This window comes from Wenjunlia vitaminophila DSM 41686 (assembly GCF_000380165.1).
Classification (GTDB): Bacteria; Actinomycetota; Actinomycetes; order Streptomycetales; family Streptomycetaceae; genus Wenjunlia; species Wenjunlia vitaminophila.
On sequence record NZ_KB904702.1, the window covers coordinates 90,405 to 115,607 of the forward strand.

Annotated in this window: 21 protein-coding genes, 1 tRNA gene and 1 pseudogene; 13 read left to right on the forward strand and 10 right to left on the reverse strand. The window is 70.3% G+C overall.

What is annotated here, in order from left to right:
- The first annotated feature begins 65 nt into the window (after positions 1-65).
- Positions 66-674: a superoxide dismutase gene (locus tag A3IG_RS0122610; protein WP_018385873.1), complete on the forward strand. Its 609-nt coding sequence runs from the start codon at positions 66-68 to the stop codon at positions 672-674.
- Positions 675-738: 64 nt separating this feature from the next.
- Here the strand turns inward: A3IG_RS0122610 and A3IG_RS0122615 are convergent, their stop codons facing one another.
- Entirely contained in the window at positions 739-1,629 is an 891-nt protein-coding gene (locus A3IG_RS0122615) for a DUF4429 domain-containing protein (protein ID WP_018385874.1), read from the reverse strand.
- A 222-nt stretch (positions 1,630-1,851) separates the two neighbouring features.
- Between A3IG_RS0122615 and A3IG_RS0122620 the strand changes: the two genes are divergently transcribed.
- Entirely contained in the window at positions 1,852-2,280 is a 429-nt protein-coding gene (locus tag A3IG_RS0122620) for a pyridoxamine 5'-phosphate oxidase family protein (protein ID WP_051087605.1), read from the forward strand.
- 45 nt (positions 2,281-2,325) lie between these two features.
- On the opposite strand, the gene A3IG_RS0122625 is transcribed toward A3IG_RS0122620, so the two are convergent.
- Genes A3IG_RS0122625 through dnaK form a run of 4 tightly spaced genes read right to left on the reverse strand, consistent with a single transcriptional unit; the run spans position 2,326 to position 6,552 of the window.
- Positions 2,326-2,841 carry a heat shock protein transcriptional repressor HspR gene (locus A3IG_RS0122625; RefSeq protein WP_018385876.1) on the reverse strand — a complete coding sequence of 172 codons (516 nt, stop codon included), beginning with the start codon at positions 2,839-2,841 and terminating at the stop codon, positions 2,326-2,328.
- Position 2,842: 1 nt separating this feature from the next.
- Positions 2,843-4,021 (reverse strand): molecular chaperone DnaJ, encoded by a 1,179-nt coding sequence (dnaJ, locus tag A3IG_RS0122630; RefSeq protein ID WP_018385877.1) that lies wholly within the window; start codon positions 4,019-4,021, stop codon positions 2,843-2,845.
- Between the two features lie 45 nt (positions 4,022-4,066).
- Positions 4,067-4,705: a nucleotide exchange factor GrpE gene (gene grpE / locus A3IG_RS0122635; protein WP_018385878.1), complete on the reverse strand. Its 639-nt coding sequence runs from the start codon at positions 4,703-4,705 to the stop codon at positions 4,067-4,069.
- Positions 4,702-6,552, reverse strand: a complete 1,851-nt coding sequence (gene dnaK, locus A3IG_RS0122640; RefSeq protein WP_018385879.1) for a molecular chaperone DnaK — start codon at positions 6,550-6,552, stop codon at positions 4,702-4,704. The genes grpE and dnaK overlap by 4 nt, the downstream gene beginning before the upstream one ends.
- Positions 6,553-6,898: 346 nt before the next feature.
- Here dnaK and A3IG_RS0122645 point away from each other — a divergent pair, with 346 nt between their 5' ends.
- The 5 genes from A3IG_RS0122645 (at position 6,899) to A3IG_RS0122665 (ending at position 14,940) form a co-directional block, all read left to right on the forward strand.
- A complete protein-coding gene (locus A3IG_RS0122645; RefSeq protein ID WP_018385880.1) occupies positions 6,899-9,196 on the forward strand; it encodes a (Fe-S)-binding protein in 2,298 nt (765 codons plus the stop codon).
- 332 nt (positions 9,197-9,528) lie between these two features.
- Positions 9,529-10,992 carry an FG-GAP-like repeat-containing protein gene (locus A3IG_RS0122650; protein ID WP_018385881.1) on the forward strand — a complete coding sequence of 488 codons (1,464 nt, stop codon included), beginning with the start codon at positions 9,529-9,531 and terminating at the stop codon, positions 10,990-10,992.
- A 236-nt stretch (positions 10,993-11,228) separates the two neighbouring features.
- A complete protein-coding gene (locus A3IG_RS0122655; RefSeq protein WP_104530830.1) occupies positions 11,229-12,632 on the forward strand; it encodes an FG-GAP-like repeat-containing protein in 1,404 nt (467 codons plus the stop codon).
- 323 nt (positions 12,633-12,955) lie between these two features.
- Positions 12,956-13,912, forward strand: a complete 957-nt coding sequence (locus A3IG_RS0122660; RefSeq protein ID WP_018385883.1) for a Yip1 family protein — start codon at positions 12,956-12,958, stop codon at positions 13,910-13,912.
- Between the two features lie 158 nt (positions 13,913-14,070).
- Positions 14,071-14,940, forward strand: coding sequence for an alanyl-tRNA editing protein (locus A3IG_RS0122665; protein ID WP_018385884.1), 870 nt, complete (start codon positions 14,071-14,073; stop codon positions 14,938-14,940).
- A gap of 73 nt (positions 14,941-15,013) precedes the next feature.
- On the opposite strand, the gene dcd is transcribed toward A3IG_RS0122665, so the two are convergent.
- The gene (gene dcd / locus A3IG_RS0122670) at positions 15,014-15,589 is read right to left on the reverse strand and encodes a dCTP deaminase (protein WP_018385885.1); all 576 of its coding nucleotides are present in this window, start codon (positions 15,587-15,589) and stop codon (positions 15,014-15,016) included.
- Positions 15,590-16,170: 581 nt separating this feature from the next.
- Between dcd and A3IG_RS0122680 the strand changes: the two genes are divergently transcribed.
- Positions 16,171-16,241 (forward strand) — tRNA-Gly (locus A3IG_RS0122680).
- Between the two features lie 351 nt (positions 16,242-16,592).
- On the opposite strand, the gene A3IG_RS0122685 is transcribed toward A3IG_RS0122680, so the two are convergent.
- The 4 genes from A3IG_RS0122685 to A3IG_RS0122705 all read right to left on the reverse strand — a co-directional run bounded on the left by A3IG_RS0122685 (position 16,593) and on the right by A3IG_RS0122705 (position 19,450).
- Positions 16,593-16,844 carry a hypothetical protein gene (locus A3IG_RS0122685; RefSeq protein ID WP_018385887.1) on the reverse strand — a complete coding sequence of 84 codons (252 nt, stop codon included), beginning with the start codon at positions 16,842-16,844 and terminating at the stop codon, positions 16,593-16,595.
- A 332-nt stretch (positions 16,845-17,176) separates the two neighbouring features.
- A complete protein-coding gene (locus tag A3IG_RS0122695; protein ID WP_026220565.1) occupies positions 17,177-17,905 on the reverse strand; it encodes a GntR family transcriptional regulator in 729 nt (242 codons plus the stop codon).
- 87 nt (positions 17,906-17,992) lie between these two features.
- Complete coding sequence (locus A3IG_RS0122700; protein WP_018385890.1) at positions 17,993-18,439, reverse strand: ATP-binding protein; 447 nt, start codon at positions 18,437-18,439, stop codon at positions 17,993-17,995.
- Between the two features lie 270 nt (positions 18,440-18,709).
- Positions 18,710-19,450 (reverse strand): GntR family transcriptional regulator, encoded by a 741-nt coding sequence (locus tag A3IG_RS0122705; protein ID WP_018385891.1) that lies wholly within the window; start codon positions 19,448-19,450, stop codon positions 18,710-18,712.
- 79 nt (positions 19,451-19,529) lie between these two features.
- Between A3IG_RS0122705 and A3IG_RS0122710 the strand changes: the two genes are divergently transcribed.
- From A3IG_RS0122710 to A3IG_RS33880, 5 genes and pseudogenes are all read left to right on the forward strand, one after another.
- Positions 19,530-20,624: a DUF1152 domain-containing protein gene (locus A3IG_RS0122710; protein WP_265736656.1), complete on the forward strand. Its 1,095-nt coding sequence runs from the start codon at positions 19,530-19,532 to the stop codon at positions 20,622-20,624.
- A gap of 411 nt (positions 20,625-21,035) precedes the next feature.
- On the forward strand, positions 21,036-21,296 hold the full coding sequence (locus tag A3IG_RS34385) for a DUF7660 family protein (protein ID WP_157862296.1): 261 nt from the start codon (positions 21,036-21,038) through the stop codon (positions 21,294-21,296).
- A gap of 356 nt (positions 21,297-21,652) precedes the next feature.
- A pseudogene (locus A3IG_RS35425) lies at positions 21,653-22,100 on the forward strand (ABC transporter permease); the annotation flags it as partial.
- 106 nt (positions 22,101-22,206) lie between these two features.
- Positions 22,207-22,395 (forward strand): hypothetical protein, encoded by a 189-nt coding sequence (locus A3IG_RS35430; protein WP_078500857.1) that lies wholly within the window; start codon positions 22,207-22,209, stop codon positions 22,393-22,395.
- 2,458 nt (positions 22,396-24,853) lie between these two features.
- Entirely contained in the window at positions 24,854-25,045 is a 192-nt protein-coding gene (locus tag A3IG_RS33880) for a hypothetical protein (RefSeq protein WP_026220567.1), read from the forward strand.
- Positions 25,046-25,203: the final 158 nt, after the last annotated feature.

A 25,203-nucleotide genomic window follows, 5' to 3' on the forward strand; every position in this document is an offset into this window, starting at 1 on the left:
TCCTCGCAATAAAGGGCCTAGGGTGGGTCCTGACGACCACCCACCGCTGAAAGGGGCCGTGTCTGATGGGCACGTACTCGCTTCCTGACCTGCCGTACGACTACTCCGCGCTCGCCCCGGCCATCACGCCGGAGATCCTGGAGCTGCACCACGCCAAGCACCACGCGGCCTACGTGAAGGGCGCCAACGACACCCTCGAGCAGATCGCCGAGGCACGTAACAGGGACGCGTTCACTCCGGCCGGGCTGGTGGGCCTGGAGAAGACCTTCGCGTTCAACCTCTCCGGGCACGTACTGCACTCGATCTTCTGGCAGAACCTCTCCCCGGACGGCGGGGACCGCCCCGACGGCGTCCTGGCCACGGCCATCGACGAGCACTTCGGTGGTTTCGAGGCGTTCAAGAAGCAGCTCACCGTCGCCACCACCTCGGTCCAGGGCTCCGGCTGGGGCGTCCTGGCCTGGGAGCCGGTCGGCAAGCGGCTGATCGTGGAGCAGGTCTACGACCACCACGGCAACGTCGGCCAGGGCACCACCCCGCTCCTGGTCTTCGACGCCTGGGAGCACGCCTACTACCTGCAGTACAGGAACGTCCGCCCCGACTACGTCACCAAGCTGTGGAACCTGGTCAACTGGACGGACGTCGCCGCCCGCCACGCCGCGGCGACCGGCGCCTGACCCAGTGCCCACCACCGTCGGCGGGCCGCGAGGCCACACACTGTCCCGGCCCGCCGACGGCGCCTCACCCCATGCGGCGCAGCACGGCCCGTTTGGCCGCGGTGAACTCCTCGTCGGTGAGCACCCCGTCCCGGTGCAGTTCGCCGAGCTCGCGCAGCCGGCGCAGCAGCACGTCCTGGTCCTCGCCGAACACCGGGGCCGGCACCTGCTCGGTCGGCCGGGGCAGCCGGTGCCTGGCGGGGGCGGGGCGGGACGGGTGCGGGAGCCGGGCCGTGACCGCGGCGGCGAGCAGTGCGGTGCGGCTGCTCTCCTTCTTCGTCCCCCACAGCAGTACGCAGTTGGGGTCGTGCTCCGCGGGCAGTTCCACCGTGTCGTTGACCCCCCGGAACCGCAGGTGTCCGAAGTCCAGGCCGGAGGCCGGCCGCCACTCGACGGTGACCAGGTCCGCCAGGACGAACGTCCGGCCGCCGACCGACCGCTTGCTCTCCTCGGCCATCCAGTTCCACTCCACGCGGACCGACGCACCGTCGAACGCCAGCGAACCATCCACCCCGGCGGCCGTCAGCGGGACCTGCGGGCCGCTGACCAGGTAGTCGTCGCAGGGGCCCTCCGGCACCTGTTCCAGCAGCAGTGCCGTGCGCACCTCCTCTGCGAAGTACTCGGCGACCGCCACGTGGTCGGCGTCCACGACCAACTGGTAGGGGTCGGCGTCGTCGCTCAGCTTGCCGCCGACGACCTGGGTGAACGGGTCCGCTCCGGCTCGTACTCGCAGTCTCAGCCGCCCCCCGCGGCGGCCCACCGGCTCGTAGCCGACCCCGGCGAGCGCCATCAGGGGCACGGTGACCTGCCCCAGTTCCTGGCGGAGCTTGTGCACCCCCCGCCCCCGGCCGGGCACCACCCGCACGGCGTCACCGTCGAAGGTCCAGGTCCCGTCCTTCGCCAAGACTTCGGCCACACACCGATTCTAGGCGCGGGCCGCCTCCCTCCGGGCTCGAACGTGATCCCGTCACCGGGCCGGTGCCGCCCGCGGTCGTCCCACCGGCCGCGCGCCGGAGGAGTCGGGCGCCGGCCCCCGGCGGTGGCGCCCGTGGTCCCCCGGGGTAACGTCCCGACCGTGCGACACGACCCCGCGCGGGAGGACACCCCGTCCCCAGGCTCCCCGCAGAACGAACCCGCGCTGGACGCCGCGGCGCCGGCACAGGCCCCGGTCGGGAGCGCTCCCCCGGTCCACGACGACGCCTACCTCGCGTTCTGGCGGGAACGCCACCTGTGCACCCTGACCACGCTGCGCGCGGACGGTTCGCCGCACGTGGTGCCGGTGGGGGTGACGTACGACGCCGACGCGGGGATCGCCCGGGTCATCGCCAGCCGCGGCAGCCGCAAGGTGCGGAACGTGGAGGCGGCCGGGGGCGCGGCTCGGGTCGCGGTGTGCCAGGTGGCGGGCCGGCGGTGGGCGACGCTCGAGGGCACGGCCGCGGTGCGGGCCGACCGGGCGTCGGTGGCGGAGGCGGAACGCCGTTACGCCGAGCGGTACCGCACACCGTCCCCGAACCCCGAGCGGGTGGTCATCGAGATCACCGTGGAGCGTGCGATGGGGCGGGGCTGAGGGGGGCGGGGCCGACCGGCACCGGATTCCTCCCGGCCCCGGGGGTCACTCGGCCGCCGACCCCTTCCGCTTCTTCGGCCGCCACACCACCAGGGCGCTCGACTGGTGCACCTCGGTGTAGGGCACCAGGTCGCGCCGGTAGGACGCGTGCACCGCGGCCTCGCGCCGCTGGATGGCGGCGGCGGCGTCCTCAAGCGCCGTCTGCATCTCGGCGAGCTGGGCACGCAGCGCGGCGACCTGGTTCTCCAGTTCGATGATGCGCTTGATCCCGGCGAGGTTGATGCCCTCGTCCTGGGAGAGCCGCTGTACCTCGCGGAGTTGCTCGATGTCCCGCGCCGAGTAGCGCCGGCCGCGGCCGGCGGTGCGGTCGGGGGAGACGAGACCGAGGCGGTCGTACTGCCGCAGGGTCTGCGGGTGCAGCCCGGAGAGCTGGGCCGCGACCGAGATCACGTAGACCGGGCTCTCCTCGGTGAGCTGGTAGGGATTACGGGCCCGGCCGGCGCCGCGCCCCGCCGGGCCCGGCGCGCCGGGCAGTCCTCCGCCTGGCACGCGTCCTGCCATCTCATGCTCCCTTCGCGGCCTCGAACAGCCCTGCCCGCGGGTCCTGGTCCGCGGTCGCGTCCCGATATGCCTCCAGCGCTTCCAGCGCCTTTCCTGTGATGTCCTTGGGCACGGTGACCTCCACGGTGACCAGCAGGTGCCCCCGCGAGCCGTCCTTGTTCACCGCGCCCTTGGCGCGCACCCGCAGGGTGCTGCCGTTGGGCGTGCCCGGGGGCAGCTTCAGGGTGACCGGGGGGCCTCCCAGCGTCGGCACCCTGATCTCACCACCGAGAGCCGCCTCGGGGAAGGCCACGGGCACGGTGACCGTGAGATCGCCGCCCTTGCGTCCGAACACGGGGTGCGGGGAGACGTGCACCACCACGTACAGGTCCCCCGCGGGACCGCCGGTCTCGCCCGGGGCGCCCTTGCCACGCAGCCGGATGCGTTGGCCGTCGCTGACCCCCGCGGGGATGCGCACCTGCATGGTGCGGGCGCTGGTGGCCCGCCCGCTGCCGCGGCACACCTCGCAGGGGTCCTGCGCTATCAGCCCGCGACCCCGGCAGTCCCGGCACGGGTCCGACAGGGCGAACCCGCCGCCCTGCGAACGGGACACCTGGCCGGTGCCCAGACAGGTCGGGCACACCCTGGGCGTGCCGTTCTTGTCCCCCGTGCCGGCGCACGCCTTGCAGGGCGCCTTGCTGCTCATCCGCAGCGGCACGGTGGCGCCCTCCACCGCCTCGACGAAGCTCAGCGTCACCTCGGACTCGATGTCGGCGCCGCGCCGGGGCTGGGCACGGGTGCTGCCGCCGCCCCGGTTGAACAGGCCGCCGAACACGTCACCGAGGCCGCCGCCGAACCCGCCGGCCGCGCCCTGGCCACCGCCCGCCCCGTTGCCGAAGAGGTCGCCGAGGTCGAAGCTGAACCCGCCGGGCCCGGCGGTCGCGCCTCCGCGCAGACCGCCGTTCCCGAACAGGGTGCGTGCCTCGTCGTACTCCTTGCGCCGCTTGGGGTCGGAGAGCACGTCGTTGGCCTCGGAGATCTCCTTGAACCGCTCCTCGGCCCTGGCGTCGCCCTTGTTGGCGTCCGGGTGGTTCTCCCGGGCGAGTTTGCGGTAGGCCTTCTTGATCTCCGCTTCGGTGGCGTCCTTGGGGACGCCGAGGACCTTGTAGTAGTCCTTCTCGACGAAGTCCTTGGTGCTCATCGGCGTCCCTCCTTCCTGCCTTCCGGTCGCGCGGCGGATCGGCCGTCAGCCCTGTTCGGGGCCACCGTTCTCCTCTTCGCCGCCGTCGGCCTCGTCCGCCTGCGTGTGCTGCACCCCCGGCTGCGGCTCGGCCACCGCCACCCGGGCCGGGCGGATCGTCCGCTCACCGATGCGGTACCCCAGTTGCAGGATCTGCACGCACGTGGTCTCGGTGACGTCCGGCGAGTAGCTGTGCATCAGCGCCTCGTGGACCAGCGGGTCGAAGGGCTCGCCCTCCTTGCCGAACTGCTGGAGGCCCATCTTGGCGACCACGGTCTCCAGCGACTCGGCGACCGACTTGAAGCCACCGACCAGCTCGCCGTGCTCCCGGGCCCGCCCGATGTCGTCGATGACCGGCAGCAGCTCACTGAGCGCGTTGGCCATGGCGATCTCCCGGACGGCGACCCGGTCCCGCTCCACACGCTTGCGGTAGTTGGCGTACTCGGCCTGGAGGCGCTGCAGGTCGCCGGTGCGCTCCGCGAGCTGGCGGCGCACCTCGGCGAGCTGCTCCGTGGACCCCTGGCCGGCCGCCGGGCCCGGCTCCGCCTGGGTGGCGGAGCCGTTGACCACGGCGGGCTCGTCCGTCGCCTGCGGAGGGACGTCAGGCTCCTGGCCGAAGACCTGGCCCTGAGTCTCGTCCGTCACGCCGCACCGTCCTTGGGCTTGTCATCATCGACGATCTCGGCGTCGACCACGCCCTCCTCGTCGGCCCTGCCCTGTCCGCCCGCGGCACCGGCGGCGTCGCCCGAGGCGGCCTCCTGCGCGCTGGCGTACATCGCCGAGCCGAGCTTCTGGCTGGTCGTGGCGACCTTCTCGGTGGCCTCGCGGATGGCCGCGGTGTCCTCGCCCTTCAGCTTCTCCTTCAGGTCCGCGATGGCGGTCTCCACCTCGGACTTGACGTCGCCGGGAACCTTGTCCGCGTTGTCCTTGAGGAACTTCTCGGTGGAGTACACGAGCTGCTCGGCCTGGTTCCGGACCTCGGCGGCCTCACGGCGCCGGTGGTCCTCCTCCGCGTACTGCTCGGCCTCGCGCATCATGCGCTCGATGTCGTCCTTGGGCAGCGCGGAACCGCCGGTGACGGTCATCCGCTGTTCCTTGCCGGTGCCGAGGTCCTTGGCGCCGACGTGCATGATGCCGTTGGCGTCGATGTCGAAGGTGACCTCGATCTGCGGGATGCCGCGGGGCGCCGGCGGCAGGCCGGTCAGCTCGAACATGCCGAGCTTCTTGTTGTAGGCCGCGATCTCCCGCTCGCCCTGGTAGACCTGGATCTGCACCGAGGGCTGGTTGTCCTCCGCGGTGGTGAAGATCTCCGAGCGCTTGGTCGGGATCGTGGTGTTGCGCTCGATCAGCTTGGTCATGATGCCGCCCTTGGTCTCGATGCCGAGGGACAGCGGGGTGACGTCCAGCAGCAGGACGTCCTTGACCTCACCCTTGAGCACGCCGGCCTGGAGCGCGGCGCCGATGGCCACGACCTCGTCCGGGTTCACGCCCTTGTTGGGGTCCTTGCCGCCGGTGAGCTGCTTGACCAGCTCGGCGACCGCGGGCATCCGGGTGGACCCGCCGACCAGGACCACGTGGTCGATCTCGGAGAGCTGGATGCCGGCGTCCTTGATCACGTTGTGGAACGGGATCTTGCAGCGCTCCAGCAGGTCCGAGGTGAGCTGCTGGAACTGGGCCCGGGTGAGCTTCTCGTCCAGGTGCAGCGGACCCTCGGCGGACGCGGTGATGTACGGCAGGTTGATCGACGTCTCGGTGGACGAGGACAGTTCGATCTTGGCCTTCTCGGCGGCCTCGCGGAGCCGCTGGAGCGCCATCTTGTCCTTCGACAGGTCCACGCCGTGGCCGTTCTGGAACTGCTTGACCAGGTAGTCCACCACCCGCTGGTCCCAGTCGTCACCACCGAGGTGGTTGTCGCCGTTGGTGGCCTTCACCTCGACCACGCCGTCGCCGATCTCCAGCAGGGAGACGTCGAAGGTGCCGCCACCGAGGTCGAAGACGAGGATGGTCTGGTCTTCCTTGTCCAGGCCGTAGGCGAGGGCCGCGGCCGTCGGCTCGTTCACGATCCGCAGGACGTTCAGGCCCGCGATCTCGCCGGCCTCCTTGGTGGCCTGGCGCTCGGAGTCGTTGAAGTACGCCGGGACGGTGATCACCGCGTCGGTGACCTTCTCACCCAGGTACGCCTCGGCGTCCCGCTTCAGCTTCTGCAGGATGAACGCGCTGATCTGCTGCGGGGTGAAGTCCTTGCTGTCGATGCCGACCTTCCAGTCGGTACCCATGTGCCGCTTGACCGAGCGGATGGTCCGGTCGACGTTGGTGACGGCCTGGCGCTTGGCCACCTCACCGACCAGGACTTCGCCGTTCTTGGCGAAGGCGACGACGGACGGCGTGGTCCTGGCGCCCTCGGCGTTGGTGATGACGGCGGGCTCACCGCCCTCGAGCACACTGACGACGGAGTTCGTCGTTCCCAGGTCGATGCCGACCGCACGAGCCATTGTGGAATCCTCCAGAGATACCTTGAGTGGAACAGGCTCAAGGGTGCCTCACCCGGTGTGCGATGTCAACGTAACTGAGTCCAGGCGACTCAAGTCTTCTCCCACACTCCTGCTCACGCGAAGGAGAGAACGGGCAGTCACGGAGCGCCGATGGCACGGCGCGACACAGATCACCGCGCGAGCGGGTGCGGAACGCGACCCAACCTGGGTAACCTCAGCCGAGACCCAAAAAGTTACCCACAAGTAGTGACCGGGACTCCCCACCCCCACGAGTACCGTCCGAACCCAGTCCGTCACCGTACGCGACGAAGTAACCGCCGCTCATCGCCCGGCCCGAGGAGCCACCATGCAACTCGCAGCCATCGTCGTCTCGCTGGTCCTCACGGCGATCGGCGCTGCGCTCATCGCCCGCACCGCGGTGTACATCTACCGCTTCGTCCGACTGGGGCAGTCCGACTCCACCCGCACCGGGGAGCCGGGACAGCGCACCGTGACGCTGGTCAAGGAGTTCCTCGGGCACACCAGGATGAACCGCTGGGGCATCGTCGGCGTCGCCCACTGGTTCGTCGCGATCGGGTTCTTCACCCTGCTGCTCACCCTGGTCAACGCCTACGGCCAGCTCTTCGAGGCGGACTGGGTGCTGCCGGCCATCGGCCACTGGCTGCCCTACGAGCTCTACGTCGAGTTCATCGCGCTGATGACCGTGCTGGGCATCCTCACCCTGATCACCATCCGGCTGCTGAACCTCCCCTCCCGCGCCGGCCGCAAGTCCCGGTTCGCCGGCTCCACGGCCTGGCAGGCGTACTTCGTCGAGTACGTGATCCTCACCATCGGGGTGTGCATCCTGGCCCTGCGCGGCCTGGAGGGGGCGCTCTCCGGGGTGGACCACTACGAGGCGGGCTACTTCGTCTCGTACCCGCTGGTCACGCTCTTCGACGGGCTGAGCCTCGAGGCGACGCAGAACCTCGTCTACCTGTTCGCCATGATCAAGCTCGGCACCAGCATGGTGTGGGCGATCGTCATCGGGCTCAACGCCGACATGGGCGTGGCCTGGCACCGGTTCCTGGCCTTCTTCAACATCTGGTTCAAGCGGGAGGCGGACGGCGGGACGGCCCTCGGCCCGCTGCGCCCGATGACCAGCGGCGGCAAGCCCATCGACTTCGAGGCCATGATGGAGGGCGAGGGGGACGAGGACGCGCAGTTCGGCGTCTCCCAGGTCGAGCACTTCTCCTGGAAGGGCCTGCTGGACTTCTCCACCTGCACCGAGTGCGGGCGGTGCCAGTCGCAGTGCCCGGCGTGGAACACCGGCAAGCCGCTCTCCCCCAAGCTGCTGATCATGTCGCTGCGGGACCACGCCCACGCCAAGGCGCCGTACCTGCTGGCCGGCGGCGGCAAGGACGCCGAGGGCGAGGAGAAGGGTTCGGCCGAGCAGCTCGCCGCCGTCCCGGCCGCCGCCCTCGCCGAGGCCGAGCGCCCCCTGGTGGGCACCGCCGAGGACAACGGCGTCATCGACCCGGACGTGCTGTGGTCGTGCACCACCTGCGGGGCCTGCGTGGAGCAGTGCCCGGTGGACATCGAGCACGTGGACCACATCGTGGACATGCGCCGCTACCAGGTGATGATCGAGTCCTCGTTCCCCTCCGAGGCCGGCACCATGCTGAAGAACCTGGAGAACAAGGGCAACCCGTGGGGCATGAACGCCAAGGCCCGGCTGGAGTGGACCAAGGAGGTCGACTTCGAGGTGCCGATCGTCGGCAAGACCGTCGAGGACCTGTCCGAGGTCGAGTACCTGTACTGGGTCGGCTGCGCCGGGGCGCTCGAGGACCGGGCGAAGAAGACCACCAAGGCGTTCGCCGAGCTGCTGCACATCGCCGGGGTGAAGTTCGCGATCATGGGCGGCGAGGAGTCCTGCACCGGTGACTCGGCCCGCCGCCTCGGCAACGAGTTCCTGTTCCAGATGCTCGGCCGGCAGAACGTGGAGATGCTCAACGAGGCGTTCGGTGACGCCCCGACCAAGAAGATCGTCGCCACCTGCCCGCACTGCTTCAACACCATCGCCAACGAGTACCCGCAGCTCGGCGGGGACTTCGAGGTGATCCACCACACGCAGCTCCTCCAGCACCTGGTGGACACCGGGCGGCTGGTGCCGGTCACGCCCGTGGAGGGGCTGATCACCTACCACGACCCGTGCTACCTCGGCCGGCACAACAAGGTCTACACGCCGCCGCGCGAGATCATCGGCCGCGTCCCCGGCCTGCGCAACGAGGAGATGCACCGGCACTCCGAGCGCGGCTTCTGCTGCGGCGCGGGCGGCGCCAGGATGTGGATGGAAGAGCGGATCGGCAAGCGCATCAACGACGAACGGGTGGACGAGGCGCTCTCCCTCAACCCGGACATCGTCTCCACCGCCTGCCCGTTCTGCCTGGTGATGCTCTCCGACTCGGTCAACGGCAAGCGAGCCGCGCAGGAGAGCGCCGCTGCGGGCGGGTCGTCCGGCGGTGGGACCGCGGTCGCCGTCAAGGAGGACCTGCGGGTGGTGGACGTGGCCCAGCTCCTGCTGGAGTCGGTGAGGACCCCGGCCGGGTCCCCCGACGGCACGGACCCGGCGCCGGAGTCCGCCGCGGAGCCGGAGCCCGCGGCCTGACCCGACCCACCCCCACGACACACCCCGCTCCACCAGGGCACCCCGGGCGTTCCCGGGGTGCCCCCGGCTTTCCCGGGTGGCCGCCGGCTTTCCCGGGTGGCCGCCGGCGTTCCCGGGTGGCCGCCGGCGTTCCCGGGTGGCCGCCGGCGTTCCCGGGGTGCCGCCGGCTTTCACGGGTGGCCGCCGGTGTCGCCCGAGCGGCCGGGCCGGCCCCCGGGGGCTGGCCGTCCGGCTGGCGACAGACCGCAAGCATTCGAACACGTGACGGAACTCCTACAACCTTCCTCCCCGTCCGGTGGTCACGTCCGCAAAACAGCACTGGGAGGAAACCCTTGAGGCACAGAACCTTCGCGGCAGCCAGCACCCTGGCTGCCTGCGTCTTGTCCCTGGTCACCGCGCAGGCGTCGGCGCAGGCCGAGGAGTCCGACCGGTCCGCGGCGGCCAACGGGACCACCGCGGCCACCCGCGTCACCGACGACTTCAACGGCGACGGCCACCGCGACCTGGCCATCGGCACCCCCAACGCCACCGTCAACGGCCGCACCGACGCCGGCAGCGTCGTCATCACCTACGGCACCCCCACCGGCATCGACCCCACCCGCCGCGCCGTGCTCACCCAGGACAGCTCCCTCGTCCCCGGCGCGGCGGAGCAAGGGGACCGCTTCGGCGCCGCCATCACCAGCGCCGACCTGGACAACGACGGCTACGGCGACCTCGTCATCGGCTCACCCGGCGAAGACCTCGCAGAACCGAACGACCAGGGCTCCGTCTCCATCCTCTGGGGCGGCCCCAAGGGCCCCGCCACCGCCACCACCATCCACGAGTCATACGGGACCTTCGAGAGCAGTCTGGGGCGCGCGCTCGCCGTCGGCCACTTCGACCTCGACGACAAGCTGGACCTGGCCATCGTGAGCGCCACCAGCCTGTGGGTGACCGAGGGAGGGGTCACCCGGACCAGCACCCCCCCGCTCCGCTACGTGGACAACCCGATGAGTGAGCCGGTGTTCCGGGGGCGCGACACCAACGGCGCGGCCAGTGGCCGTACGGCCGGGGGCGAAACGGACCAGCTCGCCGTCTTCGGCTCCAGGGGAACCAAGCCCTACACCGCCCTGTTCGCCGTGGACGACAGTGGGAAGCTCGAGCTCCAGTCGGAGAAGACGCTGGGCAACGACGACGACACCGGGTACTCCGCCGGCGCCATCGGTGACGTCGACGCCGACGGCTACGACGACGTGGTCGCCGGCATCCCCACGGCCAACGGCGGCGCGGGCCGGATCCAGATCCTCTGGGGTGCTCCCGACGGCCCCGGCAGCGCGGGCACGGCCACCTACGACCAGGCGTCGCTCGCCCTGGGCACCAGTGAGGCGGGCGACGCGTTCGGCCACTCCGTCTCGGTCAGGGACGTCACCGGGGACGGCCTCGCGGACATCGCCGTCGGCAGCCCCGGCGAGGACGTCGGCACCTACGCCGACGCCGGCAGCGTGGCCCTGATCAAGGGCGCCGCGCAGGGGACCGTTCCCCAGGGCAGGACGTTCCACCAGGGCACCGCGGGTGTTCCCGGGGCCGTGGAGACCGGCGACCGGTTCGGCCACGCCGTCCGCCTCTACGACGCCACCCGCGACGGCCACGCCGACCTCGCCCTGACCGCACCCGACGAGAACGCCAAGAACGGCACCGTCTGGCTGCTCCCCGGCACCACCGACGGACTCACCACCACCGGCAGCCGCTCCTACGACGCCGCCGACCTCGGCGTCACCTCCACCGGCACCCGGTTCGGCTCCGTCCTGAACCGCTGACCCACCCCGGCAACCAAGAGCCGGAACCAACCAGACCCGTCGCGAGCCCCCCGACCCGGCCCGCGACGAACCCCCGCGGGACGGCCACCCAGCCGTCCCGCGGGGCGCACGAGGACACGGCCCGGGCGCGCAGGCGGCCGACCGTGGCACCGGGCGGGCCTATTGCGCCGGAGTGGTCGTCCCGGGCAACGTCGAGCCGCACAGTGGTCAACCGACTACGACCCGCTGGAGGATCCTTGAGGCCCCGAACGATAGCCGTGGCCACCGCGCTGGCCGCCTGTCTGCTCCCCCTCGTCACCGCGCAGGCGTCGGCCGGGACCAGGGAGGGCGCGCCGATCACCGACGACTTCAACGCCGACGGCTTCCAGGACATCGCCATAGGTGTCCCCAATGCCACGGTCAACGGGCGCGCCGACGCCGGCCTCGTCGTCGTCACCTACGGCACCAGCCGGGGCATCAGCTCCGGCCGCCGCCTCGTGCTCAGCCAGGACACCCCCGACATCCCCGGCGGCGCAGAGGCGGGCGACCGGTTCGGGGCCAGCGTCAGCAGCGCCGACCTGGACAACGACGGCTACCCCGACCTCGTCGTCGGCGCCCCGGGAGAGGACCTGACCACGCCCGACAACCAGGGCAGCGTCTCGGTGGTCTGGGGCGGCTCCGGCGGCCTGGCCGGCGGCATCACGCTGCTCGAGCCGAGCGGCGCCGGCAGCACCGGCTTCGGCCGGGGACTGGTCACCGGGGACTTCGACGGAGACACCCGACCCGACGTCGCCGTCCTCACCGGGAACCGGCTGTGGGTCCACAGCGGCGGCTTCACCCGCACCGGCCCCGCCGCACGGACCGAGGGCCGGGGCCCCAACGGCACACCGGCGTTCCAGGACACCAGCGTCAGGGACGCCACCAGCGGCGACCTGAACGACGACGGCGCGGACGAGCTGGTGGTGTTCGGTGCCTCGGGCAGCACACCGTTCACCGGGGTCTTCAACGGCGGTGCCGCCGGCCCGACCTGGGGGACGAACCTCCGCACCGGGACCACGGGGGACATCGGCGACGTGGACTTCGACGGCTTCGACGACATCGTCGCCGGCCAGCCCGGCGCCGGGGCGGGCAGGATCGCCATCAGCTACGGCAGCGAGGAGGGCCCCGTCAACGACCGGTCCCCCGCCGTCTTCGACCAGAGCACCGCCGGGCTCGGCGCCAACGAGGCGGGAGACCAGTTCGGCTACGCCGTCTCGGTCGGCGACGTCAACGGGGACGGGTGCCAGGACATCGCCGTCGGCCTCCCCGGCGAGGACATCGGCACGGCCACCGACACCGGAAGCGTGGCACTGATCAGGGGCAGGCAGGGCGGCGTCAACGGCACCGGCACCCAGGCGTTCCACCAGAACAGCACGGGCATCCCCGGGGCTGGTGAAACGGGGGACCGGTTCGGCCACGCCGTCCGCCTCTACGACCCCAACCGCGAGGGACACGACGACCTCGCGGTCACCGCGCCGTACGAGGACTCCAGGAACGGCGCGCTGTGGGTCATCCCCGGCACCGCGAGCGGCCTGACCGCCACCGGCGCCCTCTCCTTCGACCCGCCGGACTTCGGCGTGACCGCCACCGGCGCCCGCTTCGGCCTCGTCCTGAACCACTGAGCCCCTGAACCACTGAGCCCCTGAACCAGCGAGCCACTGAACCAGCGAGCCACTGAGCCACCGAACCCGGACCGCCACCGGCCCCGGGCCCAAGCGCGCGCCCCGGACCCGAACCGCGACCCCGGCCGTCCCACGGCCCGGCCCGAGGCGCCGCCGGCCGGTCCGGAACCGTTCGACCACCCTCCGCCCGGGGACCGTGGGGAGAACCCCCCAGGGTCCCCCTAGGGCTTGTCACAGCTTCGCAGCAATGCCCCCAAAGGCCACGGCAACCCCCACCCGGACCGGTGGTGAGCAGGTACGTTCGTAGCGTGGCTGGATTCAGAATGGGACGCGGGGGCGACCCACGTCCCGGACACCCCCACCCCGCGCAGGGGCAACCCGGTGGACCGCCGGCTCCGCCGCCGTACCAGGGGGGCGCCCCGTACTACCCGCCCCAGGGCCCACATCCGCCCCAGGGGTACCCGCCCCAGGGCGGCGCCGGTCCGTGGTCACCGCAGCCACCTCCCCACACCGGCGAGCCCCAGTACCTGGGCCAGCCAGGCGGGCCCGACCCGTACGGCGACCCCCGTCACTTCGGCCCCGGTCCGACCAACGACGACCCGGGCCACACCCGTGCCTTCGTCCTCGGCGAAGACCCGTACGGCGGTGGCCAGCCCGACCCGTACCAGGGCGGCCAAGGGGACGACGACAGCATCGCCACCTACCGCGCCGGCCAGAGCACCGCGCCGCCGGCCGGGCCCCGCCTGCACTGGAAGGACCTGCTGAGGGGCCTGGTGCTGCACCCACAGCGCACCTTCTGGCAGATGCGGGACTACCAGGTGTGGGGCCCCGCGCTCATCGTCACGTTCCTCTACGGAATCCTCGCCGTGTTCGGCTTCGAAGAGGCCAGGGACGAGCTGTTGGACTCCTCGATGTCCACCAGCTTCCCCTGGGTGCTGATGAGCGCGATCGCCGTGACGGTCAGCGCCCTGGTCCTCGGCGCCGTCACCCACTCCCTGGCCCGGCAGCTCGGTGGCGACGGCATCTGGGCACCCACCATCGGCCTGTCCATGCTCGTCATGTCGCTGACGGACAGTCCGCGCCTGCTCTTCGCGGTGTTCCTGCCCGCCGACAACGGCCTGGTGCAGATCCTCGGCTGGGCCACCTGGCTGCTCGCCGGAGCGATGCTGACCACGATGGTGCAGAAGTCCCACGACCTGCCCTGGCCCCGGGCCCTGGGAGCCTGTTCCATCCAGCTCGTGGCGCTGCTGCTCCTGCTGAAGCTCCCCACCATCGGTTGACGCCGGGGCACCCCCCGCACGTCCACCCCGTCGCCCCCAGCCCCGCCGCCGGCCGGAGCCACCCGCCCCGTCAGCCCAACCCCACGCCCCACCACCGACCGGAGCCACCCGCCCCGTCAACCCCACCCACGCCCCACCACCGACCGGAGCCACCCGCGATGTCCGTCCCCACCCCGACCGCCACCACCGTCGTGACCTTCCCCGCGGGCTCCACCCGGGAACGGTCCACCGTCCGGTCCTGCCACCTCCTGCCGGACGGCCGGTACGGCGTGGTGACCGAGGTGACCCCGTTCCACCCGCTCGACCACACCTGGCCCGACCAGCCCGGGGACACCGGAACCCTGGCCGACCTCACCGTCGAGGACTGCCTCACCGCTGCCCGCGACGACGACCACGAGTTGCTCGTCGGTGCGGACATCCCGGTCCGCCGCGGCGACCCGGACTGGACCTGGCACGTGCTGCACGTGGTGGCCCAGGACCCGGCCGCCCTGGTCGGCACCGAAGTGGACCTCGTCGTGGAGCCGGGCCGACGGGCCGCCCTCTCCGCCGCGCACACCGGCTGTCACCTGCTGGCCCTGGCCCTCAACGAAGCCCTGGCCGACCGCTGGCGCAAGCCCGCCCGCACCGACGCGCTGGGCAACCCGGACTTCGACTCCCTGGCCATGTCCTCGTCGCGGATCGGCGAGCGGGCCAGCACGGACGTCTACCGCCTCGGCAAGTCCCTGCGGAAGAAGGGCTTCACCACCGAGGGCCTGGCCGAAGCCCTCCCGGAGATCACCGCCCGGGTCAACGGCCGCCTCGCCGCCTGGGTCTCCTCGGGCGCCCCGGTCACCATCGACACCCCCGGCCCCGAACTGACCGCCCACCGCCGTTGGACCTGCGCCCTGCCCGACGGCACCGCGTCCCTGTCCTGCGGCGGCACCCACATCCCGAGCCTCGGCGCCCTGTCCTCACTGACCACCGAACTGACCCTCAACGGCGACGGCACGGAACTCACCGCCGTCACCACCCCCAAGCCGTCGACCTGACCGCCTCGTCGACCTGACCGCCTCGCGGCAGCCCGCCCGGGCCGCCCCCGGGTCCACCTCGAGCCGGGGGCGCTCAGACCTGCGTCCGGTGGAAGTTCAGGAACGACCGGGACGGAGTCGGTCCCCGCTGCCCCTGGTACCGGGACCCGTACCGTTCCGACCCGTAGGGGAACTCGGCCGGCGACGACAACCGGAACAGGCAGAGCTGTCCGATCTTCATGCCCGGCCAGAGCTTGATCGGTAGCGTTGCCACATTGGACAGCTCCAGCGTCACGTGGCCGGAGAAGCCGGGATCGATGAACCCGGCCGTGGAATGCGTCAGCAACCCCAGCCGCCCCAGCGAGCTCTTCCCCTCCAACCGGGAGGCGATGTCCTCGGGCAACGAGACCACCTCGTAGGTGGAGGCGAGCACGAACTCGCCCGGGTGCAGGATGAACGGCTCGTCGCCCAGCGGCTCCACCAGCCTGGTCAGGTCCGGCTGCTCCACCGCTGGGTCGATGTGGGGGTACCGATGGTTCTCAAACACCCGGAAGAAGCGGTCCAGCCGGACGTCGATGCTCGACGGCTGCACCATCTGCGGGTCGTACGGATCGATCCGTACCCGTCCGTTGTCGATCTCGGTACGGATGTCCTTGTCTGAGAGAAGCACGACACGAGGTTACGCGCGGCGGCGCGCCCGGCCCAATCCGGACCGGGCGCGCCAGATCACTCCCTACGCTCCTCACGCCAACGCGTCGGCGTCCCACCGCCAGGCGCGGGCGATCTCCTCCCCACTGAGTGCCCCCAGGTCCACGGGCACCGCACTGCGCAACCGCCCACACCGAGGACACCGCAACAACCGCCCCGGCCCGAGCCGACCGGGCCCGAGATTCTGCATCGGAAAGGCGCCGGTACTGAACAGGTGCCCCTCGGCACAACGGACGACGACGCGACCCATCGATCACTCCCCTTAACGTCCCACGCCCAAAAACGGCGAAGGCCACATTAGGGGATCTATCAACGCGAACCACACCCGCCACACCACCGGCCCCCACACGCTACGCCCCACCCCACCCCGCGACTTCCCGCCGCCCCCCACCACGCACACGATCCACACGCCGGAGCCGGCTCCCCTCGCTCCCCAACCCCCTCCCAACCTCCTCGCAACAGCACAAAGCCCCCGGTCACTGCACCGAGGGCCTGCGATGAGGTAGAGTGTCTGACGCCGGTCCAGCCAAGAAGGCGGACTACGCGGGTGTAGTTTAATGGTAGAACATGAGCTTCCCAAGCTCAGAGCGCGAGTTCGATTCTCGTCACCCGCTCAAAGCAAAAGCCCCAGGCCAGAAGCCCGGGGCTTTGTTGTTGTCTAGACCGCGTTAGGCACCGCGTGCCCGATCCGTGCCCGATGGGCTCCGGGCCTCCTCACGTCGTGCCCGAACACACGCGTCGAGCGCCGCAGCGACCTTCCTTCGCCGCTCCAGGTTCGAGCATTGATCGAGCAAGACGCCCTTCCGGAGGCTGCCGCCCATGGATCATGACATGTCCTCAGCATGGTGCCGCGCTCAGTGAGCCAGGTGATGATGGGAGTTCGTTTCGACTGCCTGTCGGTCGGAGTACGAGGGCCCGTCGAGGCGGCGGATGCCTGGCTGCGTGCGCCGGCCCCGACGAGCAGGTCAGCGGCTGCGACTGTGACTCAGCAGGGAGCGCAGGACGACGGCGCAGACGGCCACGGACGCTGCCGTGACCGCTACGGCCAGCAGCAGCGCGGTCAGCACGACACCGACGACGACCACGGCAGCGACCGCGCCGAAGCCGAGAGCCACATGAGGGGCGACCGGGCGGGCAGGCGACGGCGCCGGGGCGTAGCCGCGCTGGACGTTCATGGCCGCGGTGGTCGGGTTGTCGGGCAACTTGGGGCGGAGCATGGTCGTTCCTCCTGTCAGTCGTTGGTCTTGTTGATCAACCCCCGCCGATACGGGCGCCGGCGTCGCCCCCGGGCAGGCTCGGTGCGCGAAGTCAGAAGCCGAACGGGGCGATGACGCCCAGGACGAAGACGATGGGCAGTGTGACGTTCATGGGGCCTCCTCAGCGGGGCCGGCAACAGCGGGCGGGCTCGACCAGCGCGGTCGACACGAAGACCGGGCGGAGGCCCGGGGTCAAGGAGATCGTCCTGACAGGTTGACTTAGCAAGTCCACGGTAAGGATGCTAGGTTGACTTGTCAAGTCGCCGAACGCCGGCGAGAGCCCACGCCTGGGGTCAGTTGAGCCGGTAGGTGTCCTCAAGTTCCTGCCGGTCGGCGGGGAGCAGCACATCAACGACCTGCAACGCCCGCCCGGAGACGTCACACGCGACAACGAGCACGCTGAGAACCGGTGTGTCCGCGGGCAGGCCCAACAGCTCGGCGTCGTCCTGGTTCGGCAGCCGAGCGGAGATCCGTTCGGTCACATGGTCGAACCGGGCCTTCACCCGCGCTTCCACATGCTCGCGCACGGCACCAGTCAACGGCTCGGAGCCCTCCAGTGCGGTTCCCTCAGCCACCTTCGCCGGGAAGTACGACGAGGCGAGTTCCACCGCCTCACCGTCCTCTTCGACCAGGAGCCGCCGCACGAGCACCTTCGTTCGCCTCGGCACTCCGAGCAAGGCGGCGACCCGCGGCGGCGCGGGCACATACCCGACCTGGACCAAGCGCCCGGACGCCCGTGACTCGTCACGTTCCAGCGCGTCGCGTCCCCGCCGGTCCTTGCGCGCGACAGTCTCCGGACGCCCGCGCACGATGGTGCCGTACCCCTGGCGTGACTCCAGCCAGCCATCCCGCTTCAGTAGGTCCAGGGCGCGCACGACCGTGGGCCGGGACATCCCGAAGCTCTGCACCAACTGGTTCTCGCTGGGGACCAGAGTGCCCGGGGGGTACGTACCGTCTTCAATCCGGGCCTGGATCGTCTGCGCGAGGCGCACGTACTTCGGTGCCGGCACTTCATACACCATGGACGCCGCCCGTCGGAATTGGCCAAGTCAACTGGTCAACCAGCCTATCGGTGCATCCGGTGTCACAGTAGGAGCGGGTGGCGCCCTTCACAGCCGCCAGGCGTCCGCGACAGTGAACGAGACGACCGTTCCGCCGAAGCGGCTACTCCCCACCGCCCACCTGTCCGCCAGTTCGTTGACCAGGTGCAGTCCGCGGCCGAACAGGTACTCCTGAGATGGTGGCCGCATCCGGACGCGCCCGGGGTGCCCAGGGCTGTGCACGTCAACTCGCAGCCCGTCACCCTCGCGGTACCACTCGACCCGCACCTGCCACTCCTCGTCAGACTGGCCGTGGAGGATCGCGTTGGTGACCAGCTCCGAGATCATCACCAGGCATTCGTCGATACGGCAGGTGACCCCGTAGGGAGCGATGAGCTTGGTGAACCAACGCCGCGCGAGAGGTACGGACTCCGGCAGCGGGTAGAGGGTCATGGCCCCGAGCGGTGCCCCCTCATCTCCCGCGGGTTCGCCACCACCGCTGGTGCAGCCGTTCATCGCTCCTCCTTGCCAGTCCCGTCGCAGTCCAGGCAGCGACGGCGAGAAGTGACACGAGCGCGATCGTTCGCAGCGGATAACGCCAACGCCGTGCGCGTGCCGACACCCTTCCAACCCCGCCCACGGCATCCCCGACAGACGGTGAACCGGTCTCGTTCTCGCCGCGGGCTGCCCACGAGGCCCCCCTCCACGTCAGGTGGCATTAGCCACTTCCTGGATAGTGGCATTAGCCACTTGCGGCACGCAAGCCCCGCGGTGCAAACCGTGACCTCACGTCAGTGGATAGCCTTGTTCGAAGGCCCACCGGTTCGGCGGATATGTCGCCTCGGCGAACTCCAGCGGGTGGTCCTGCATGTCGTAAACGACGTGATGGACGATCAACACAGCAGAGCGTTCGGTCAGACGAAGAACGGCCGCCTCCTCGTCCGTCGCCAACCGGGCACACATGCGGTCCTCGGCGTAGCTCCCCTGCCGGCCCGTCAGTGTCTCGACGTACATCAACGTCCCTTCCTGGATACGCTCAGGATCGAGGAGACGAGGAGCCCGCTCACCGACGTCCGGAGCGAACCAGGACGTGGAGAGGGTGATCGGACCGGACTGGTTGTTGGTCACCCGCCGACGGTGCGCGGCCCGGCTCCCTCTCCGCAGGTTGAGCGCCTCGGCCACGTGGTCAGGGGCCTCCAGCCAACCAGCCGAGGTGATCACCGCGTACTCACCCGGCGAGTAGATCTTCCCCGTCTGCCGAGCCCGGCCGTACAACTCCCGCGCACGGCGGTTCACGTCCAGCCCGCGGACGTACGTACCCGAACCCTGACGCTTCTCGACCAGCCCCTGATGACTGAGTGCCTGCAATGACCGGGCCGCCGTGGGCCGCGACACGTTCCAGTCCGCCGCGAGCTGCCGTTCCGAGGGCACCTCGTCACCGGGCCGAAGGTCACCGCGGAGAATCTGATCACGGATGTGGTGCGCGATCTGGAGGTACTTCGGCACTGCCTCCTCGATCTTCGGCATCCACGCCTCCTCTCAACTGGCTAAGACCTCCGGCCACTATAGGGTGAGTGGCTAAGCCCTGAGCCTCTACTCTGACCATGTGACGCGGTTGATCGTGGCGGCCGGAGGCGGGGGCGACGCAGTCGCCGCCGCGATGCTCGACGTGGCCCTCTACGGCGACGGCGATCCGGCGGTGATCCTCACCTACGCCTGGGACCGCCTCCTGATCGACCCGGTACCGGGCCCCCGGGACCCGTCCAACTTCACCGGTCTCCGTCCGCTCACTCCCGCCGTGTGGACCGTGCCGGCGACGGCCTCACCAGTCGCGCCAGCGGGCTCGGCCCTCCCCCGCCTCGCCGCCGACCTCCCCCACACCCTCGCCCTCATCGACCCGCGAGACGGCGTCGAGGGCATCACCCGCCAGCTCGACGAACTCGTCACCCACCTCGCCCCGGCCTCCATCGATCTCCTGGACGTGGGTGGCGACATCCTCGCCCAGGGCGACGAGCCCACGCTGAAGAGCCCGTTGGCCGACGCCCTCACCCTCGCCGCGTGCTGCCAGGTGAACGCCCCCGTCCGCCTCCTGCTCGCCGGCCCCGGCCTCGACGGCGAGCTTCCCGCCGCCGACCTCCGCCCCCACCTGCACGCCCTGGTCCACACCCTCACTCCGCAGGATGTGGGTCCCGTCGCTGCCGTCCTGGAATGGCACCCCTCCGAGGCCACCGCCATGCTCGCCGCCACCGCCCGCGGCGCCCGTGGCACCTGTCAGGTCAGAGACGCCCGGCTCCCCGTTCCCCTCACCGACGAGGGTCCCACCGTCCACCAGGCCGACCTGGACGACGCGTTCAACCGCAACCGCCTCGCCCGAGCCGTGGCAACCACCACCAGCCTCGCCGAGGCGGAGCAGCACAGCCGCGAGATCTGCGGCTACTCGGAGATCGACTACGAACGCAACAAGGCCACGTGGCTCAAGGACCGGCAGCCGGCCCCACTCGAACCGGACGCCATCCTGTCCCGCCTCGACCACTTCGAAGCCGACGCCCGCGACCGAGGCATCACCCACACCACGTTCCGCCACCTCACAGAGGCTCTCAGCCTGCCCGGCACCCAGCGCACCGAACTCCGTGACCTGCTGATCGCAACCCGCCCCGAGCAACACACCGCCCCGCTATGGCACATCCCGGCAGAAGCCTGAGTAGCAACTTCCTCTACGGGTTCAAGGCGACACGCTGCTGCGTGCCGAGCACCGGCCCGGCCACCGGCCCGCGCTCCTGTCCTCGCCCCGCGCCGCCCGGCGCCGGCCACGGTGCGCACCAACAGGCACCGGCCGCACGAACCCGTGGCCGCCACCGGGCTCCGCGACCTTAGCCACACACAGGAGCACCCGTGTACGCCCTCAGCGCCCTCCCCGGTCTTTAGCGACCCACCCCACACGCCCACGGCCCCCAGCAGCCACCTGTTGGGGGGCTGTGGCCTATTTGTGGGCACGCTTGTGTGGGCACCGAGCAGAATGCCCATTGACCAGGCAAGACGCGGAATGCAAGCCGGCCTCAGGAGCCGTTGCACTGCTCCTGAGGGCTTTCTCCTCACGCACTAAGCTGCTGGCATGCCACAGCCGCTGAACCCCGGAGACCGCATCCCCGACCAAGATGCGTTCGCCGCCTTTCTCGCACGTCTGCATGAGGATTGCCGGCAACGGGGCGATCAGTGGGAGAACGTGACCCTGGAACGGTTCCTCGAAGCGCTCGCTGCTTGGGTCAGTACTGGTCCCGCCTGGTACGAATGCAACCTTCAGGAGCCTCTGCCTTCTGACGGAAACTGGACATACCTCGCGCACGCGCTCATGGCGGCCACCATGTACGAGTGACTACGGCGTGCCCGCTCCGTGCCCGATCAAGCGGCGCGTCACGGTCAAATACGGTCCACGCCGAGTCTCCCCGCGCTCTCGCAGGTGGGCAGTTCCCGCAGGTCAGTCGGGGTCCTTGGCTTCACAGCAAGGTGATTCCCAAGCTCAGAGCGCGAGTTCGATTCTCGTCACCCGCTCAAAGCAAAAGCCCCAGGCCAGACGCCCGGGGCTTTGTTGTTGTCTGGACCGCGTTAGGCGTCGCGCACCAGATCCGCACCAGATGCCTGCCCGTCTGACCCTTCGGCGGCCCGTTGCCGCTCCGTCCACACCATGGCGTCCAGCCCGGCGGCGACCTCCCGTTGCCGCTCCCTATCGCCACTGACACGTTCGCCGCCCGCGAGGCCGCGGACGACACGTTCACCAGCCTGCTCGTCGGACTCGGCGCGGCGCCCTGCTCGTCGGCGGGGTCGGCGTCGCCAACACCGTGGTTCTCTCGGTTCTGGAACGCCGCGGCAAGATCGGCCTGCGCCGGTCGCTCGGTGCCACCCGGGGGCAGATCCGCACCCAGTTCCTCACCGAATCCCTGCTCCTGTCGCACTCGGCGGAGTCGGCGGAGTCGGCGGAGTCGGCGGCGTCGGCGGAGTCCTCCTCGGCGTCACCGTCACCACCGCCCACGCGCACACCCAACGTTGGCCCGCCGTCGTCCCCGCCTGGGCGTCAGCGGGCGGCGCCGCGGCGACCCTCCTGATCGGTGCCCCGGCCGGCCTTCACCCCGCAGTCCGAGCCGCCCGACTCGCCCCGGCCGAAGCCCTCCCGGCACCGTAACGACCTCGGCATGCGTCGCGCGCAGAAGGTTGCCGACAATGACATCGACTGCGGTGTTGGTCGCGTTGACGAGCAGGCAGGCTTGGGTTGATCAGGTGAGGGTGCCGTGAGCAGAAGGCGATATGTAGCCAGGGGTGTACTGGGCGGGTACCGGATCTGGGACAACAGGCGACGTCGGTGGTGGGGTGACCTGTACGAACTCTGTCCCGATGATCTCCTCAACGAACTGAACGGCGCGGCAGCCCCTGAGAAGATCACTGGGCTTCTGAAGCGGTACAGGGCCCTGAAGCGGTAAGCGCGGCACTCCCTGATCGCCAGGCACGTGCTCTCTGCTGCAGCACTCCGCGCAGCCGGACCCTCACGCGTGGGGTCCGTGGGGAACGCGAGGGCTCGCCGTGGGCGTCAAGAAGCTGGCTCTCCGTGGCTCGTGTGATCGGCGGGCGGCTGCCGCAGGGGAAGCGCACGGGGCACGGTCTGCCGAGCGGCGGAGCGGCTTGTTCCTGGGATCGGAGCGCGGGTTCGATCCCCGTCACCCGTTCCATGGAAATGCTCCACATCGGGGACGTGGAACCTTTTTTGCGGATACCCGCCACACCTCGCCACCCGGTCCGTGCCCGATAGCCGTGGCCACGGACAGCTCACGCACACACGGCGACATGCGCCACCTTGGTGGGCCGTGGGGCATCACTCCGGTGGTCGTCGAGAACCACGGAGAACGAGGATTCCCGGCATGTCGCCGCCCTCGTTTCTCAGTGCGACGACGAACGGACGGTGGGTGGTGCTAGCACCCATGAGAACCCCTCTGATAGTTCGTTGAGCTCTTGACGGGCTTTGCCGACGAACTCCTCGCGGTAACGCCGAAATCCGCGGTTGAACACACTCGACGGCGTCAGCGGGAACGACCCCGTCACCAGGTGCCCGTCCCTCCCCCACCGGGGCTCCTGCCGCCGTGACTGGAGTTCGGCCGCAGGAAGGACCCACACGTGGCCGGAGGATGGGGTGAGCAGCGCTCTGGCATCCCTGGACCGAGGGTCGATCACCAAGTGATTCTGCCCAGAGGGGGAACGAAGCCGGGCAGACCAGTACTTTCCAGGCGGTGGCCGCCTGGCCGTGCCGGGAGGCGGCGGGCCGCGGGAGCAGGAGCTGGTTGTCGTCCGCTCGAGGGGGGACGCGGCTCCGGTGAGCCGCGCGTCGAAGCATGGTTGCAGCCCGCTGTCACAGCCACGGCGTCGCGGTACCCACGCCCGTCGGAACGGCGCGGGAACGGCCTGGGACGTCCTCTCAACACCGCAGCTCAGCACGGAGTTCCCGGACGCCTCCAGCCGCCGTCCGCCACCGGGCAGGTCGTGACGCGGACATGACTGCGTGTAGTCATCCGTGGGCACACGGGGGCGCTTCCTCAGGAGCCCCGCGCCGATGCTGCCCACGGGGGGCCGACCGATCCGGACGGCCGGGGGGCGTCCGCGGCCGGCACGGGAGGGGGCGATCTCGTCGCCGATCGCCCTCGGGTCGGCCCGGTCCGCGGCCAGAGCGCCGGAACACCCGAGGACTGCTCGCTGGGCGGTCACGAGCCGGGGCGACGAGCGGCGAGTGCCCCGCACCCCGTGGGCGGCGGCTGCACCAGCACCCGCCCCCGCACCAGTGGCGACTCCGGGTGCGGATGTCAGCACTGCGGCGTTCTCCACGTCGGGCCAGGTCAGACGGTGTTCTCCGTGGTCCGCAGCCGGCAGCGGAACCGGGGGCGACGCGGTGACGCCCTCGCGCCGCCGCCCCTCACCGGCCCACCGCGGGAACCCCGCGCCCCACGCAGCGCTCCGGGCACATCATGACCTGTCCGTCAACAGGCCATATTGAGCCATCTGTTCAGGAGAAATCTCTACATACCCCGGTGCCCGACGAGGGTATGTCACGCAAAAGAAAGTGCGCGACACTCACAGTAACTGATGCCGGACACCTCTTGACGAGTGCCGTACGTCTCGAAGATCGTAGACCAGCCTTTCGCATCCTCCCGCGCGTCACGGGCCGCACAGCACGAATTCGGGGCTTAGCAGCCGTGCACGCTGGAGGGGGAACTGGAGGGGGAATGTTGGTGGGACGCAAGCTGTGTCAAGCCGCATCGTGTCGAAGTACACGGAATGCAGACGCAGGAGAGACGCCCGGCAGACCTGGCGATGGACGTTCCCTATGCATAACGTGTCGGGATCGTCTGGTCAATGACCTACTGCACCTACCCGCACTGTACTCCGACTGTAACCGAAATACCGGTCCGGAAGTCGTTCGCGTCATACGGAGGCTTCCCCGGAAGAGCGCCGCCGCCGAGTCGATGAGCCCGGCTGCCGCCGAGGTACGGTCCGCGATCCGCACGGTTTTAGCGTCCTGGGCCGGCCTCGTCGCCGAGGAGCGCCACCTCGAACCCCCGGCTCGGGACATCCCAGCGCTCGCCCGGTTCCTGTGTCAGCACGTCAAGTGGCTTGCCCGCCACCCCGCCGCGGGTGAGCTGGTCGACGAGATCCGGGAGCTCACGCGGAACGCGCGCAGCATCGCCTACCCGAACAGCGTCCGACGAGTGACCCTTGGCTGCTGCCCGGACTGTGAAGGGGAGTTGGTCGCCCTCATACGCCCTCGGGATGATTTCCTTCCCTCCGAAATCGTCTGCACCACTTCCCCCAGCCACACGTGGCCGGTCACCTGCTGGACGACGCTCGCCCGCCAGATCCGAGGAAGCCAGGCACAAGGAAGCAAGGAGAAGGTGCTTGAACCATGACACCGCGGTGACCGGCCTGACAGCCGATGACATCGCCACCGTCTGGCGCATTCCCAAAGGCACCATCTACCGCTACGCCCACAAGTACCAATGGCGCCGTTACACCCATACTGGCCGTGCTTACTACCATCCCGATGATGTCACCGCCACCCTTGACGCTCTGGCCAAGGGGCGGCACTAGCACCCGCGTCACCATATTCGGGCGCGATGCGCGGCCGGATGTCGGGTAAACCGTCGGTGGCCTGCTTCCGCACATGGGAACCGCATTCCCTTCTCACCGGTCGGCTTCCGGCCCCAACGATCCGTTCCGGTGGGTGTGTTCCCGCGGTGGGCGGCAAC

Excerpts from the sequence above, each read along its gene's own strand:
- A3IG_RS0122695 (WP_026220565.1), bottom strand. The coding sequence starts at position 17,905 with ATGGTGTATGAAGTGCCGGCACCGAAGTACGTGCGCCTCGCGCAGACG.
- A3IG_RS34385 (WP_157862296.1), top strand. The coding sequence starts at position 21,036 with ATGCCACAGCCGCTGAACCCCGGAGACCGCATCCCCGACCAAGATGCG.
- A3IG_RS0122625 (WP_018385876.1), bottom strand. The coding sequence starts at position 2,841 with ATGGCAGGACGCGTGCCAGGCGGAGGACTGCCCGGCGCGCCGGGCCCG.
- A3IG_RS0122660 (WP_018385883.1), top strand. The coding sequence starts at position 12,956 with ATGGGACGCGGGGGCGACCCACGTCCCGGACACCCCCACCCCGCGCAG.
- A3IG_RS0122700 (WP_018385890.1), bottom strand. The coding sequence starts at position 18,439 with ATGAACGGCTGCACCAGCGGTGGTGGCGAACCCGCGGGAGATGAGGGG.
- dnaK (WP_018385879.1), bottom strand. The coding sequence starts at position 6,552 with ATGGCTCGTGCGGTCGGCATCGACCTGGGAACGACGAACTCCGTCGTC.
- A3IG_RS0122705 (WP_018385891.1), bottom strand. The coding sequence starts at position 19,450 with ATGCCGAAGATCGAGGAGGCAGTGCCGAAGTACCTCCAGATCGCGCAC.
- A3IG_RS0122645 (WP_018385880.1), top strand. The coding sequence starts at position 6,899 with ATGCAACTCGCAGCCATCGTCGTCTCGCTGGTCCTCACGGCGATCGGC.
- A3IG_RS0122610 (WP_018385873.1), top strand. The coding sequence starts at position 66 with ATGGGCACGTACTCGCTTCCTGACCTGCCGTACGACTACTCCGCGCTC.
- A3IG_RS0122685 (WP_018385887.1), bottom strand. The coding sequence starts at position 16,844 with ATGCTCCGCCCCAAGTTGCCCGACAACCCGACCACCGCGGCCATGAAC.
- dnaJ (WP_018385877.1), bottom strand. The coding sequence starts at position 4,021 with ATGAGCACCAAGGACTTCGTCGAGAAGGACTACTACAAGGTCCTCGGC.
- A3IG_RS0122665 (WP_018385884.1), top strand. The coding sequence starts at position 14,071 with ATGTCCGTCCCCACCCCGACCGCCACCACCGTCGTGACCTTCCCCGCG.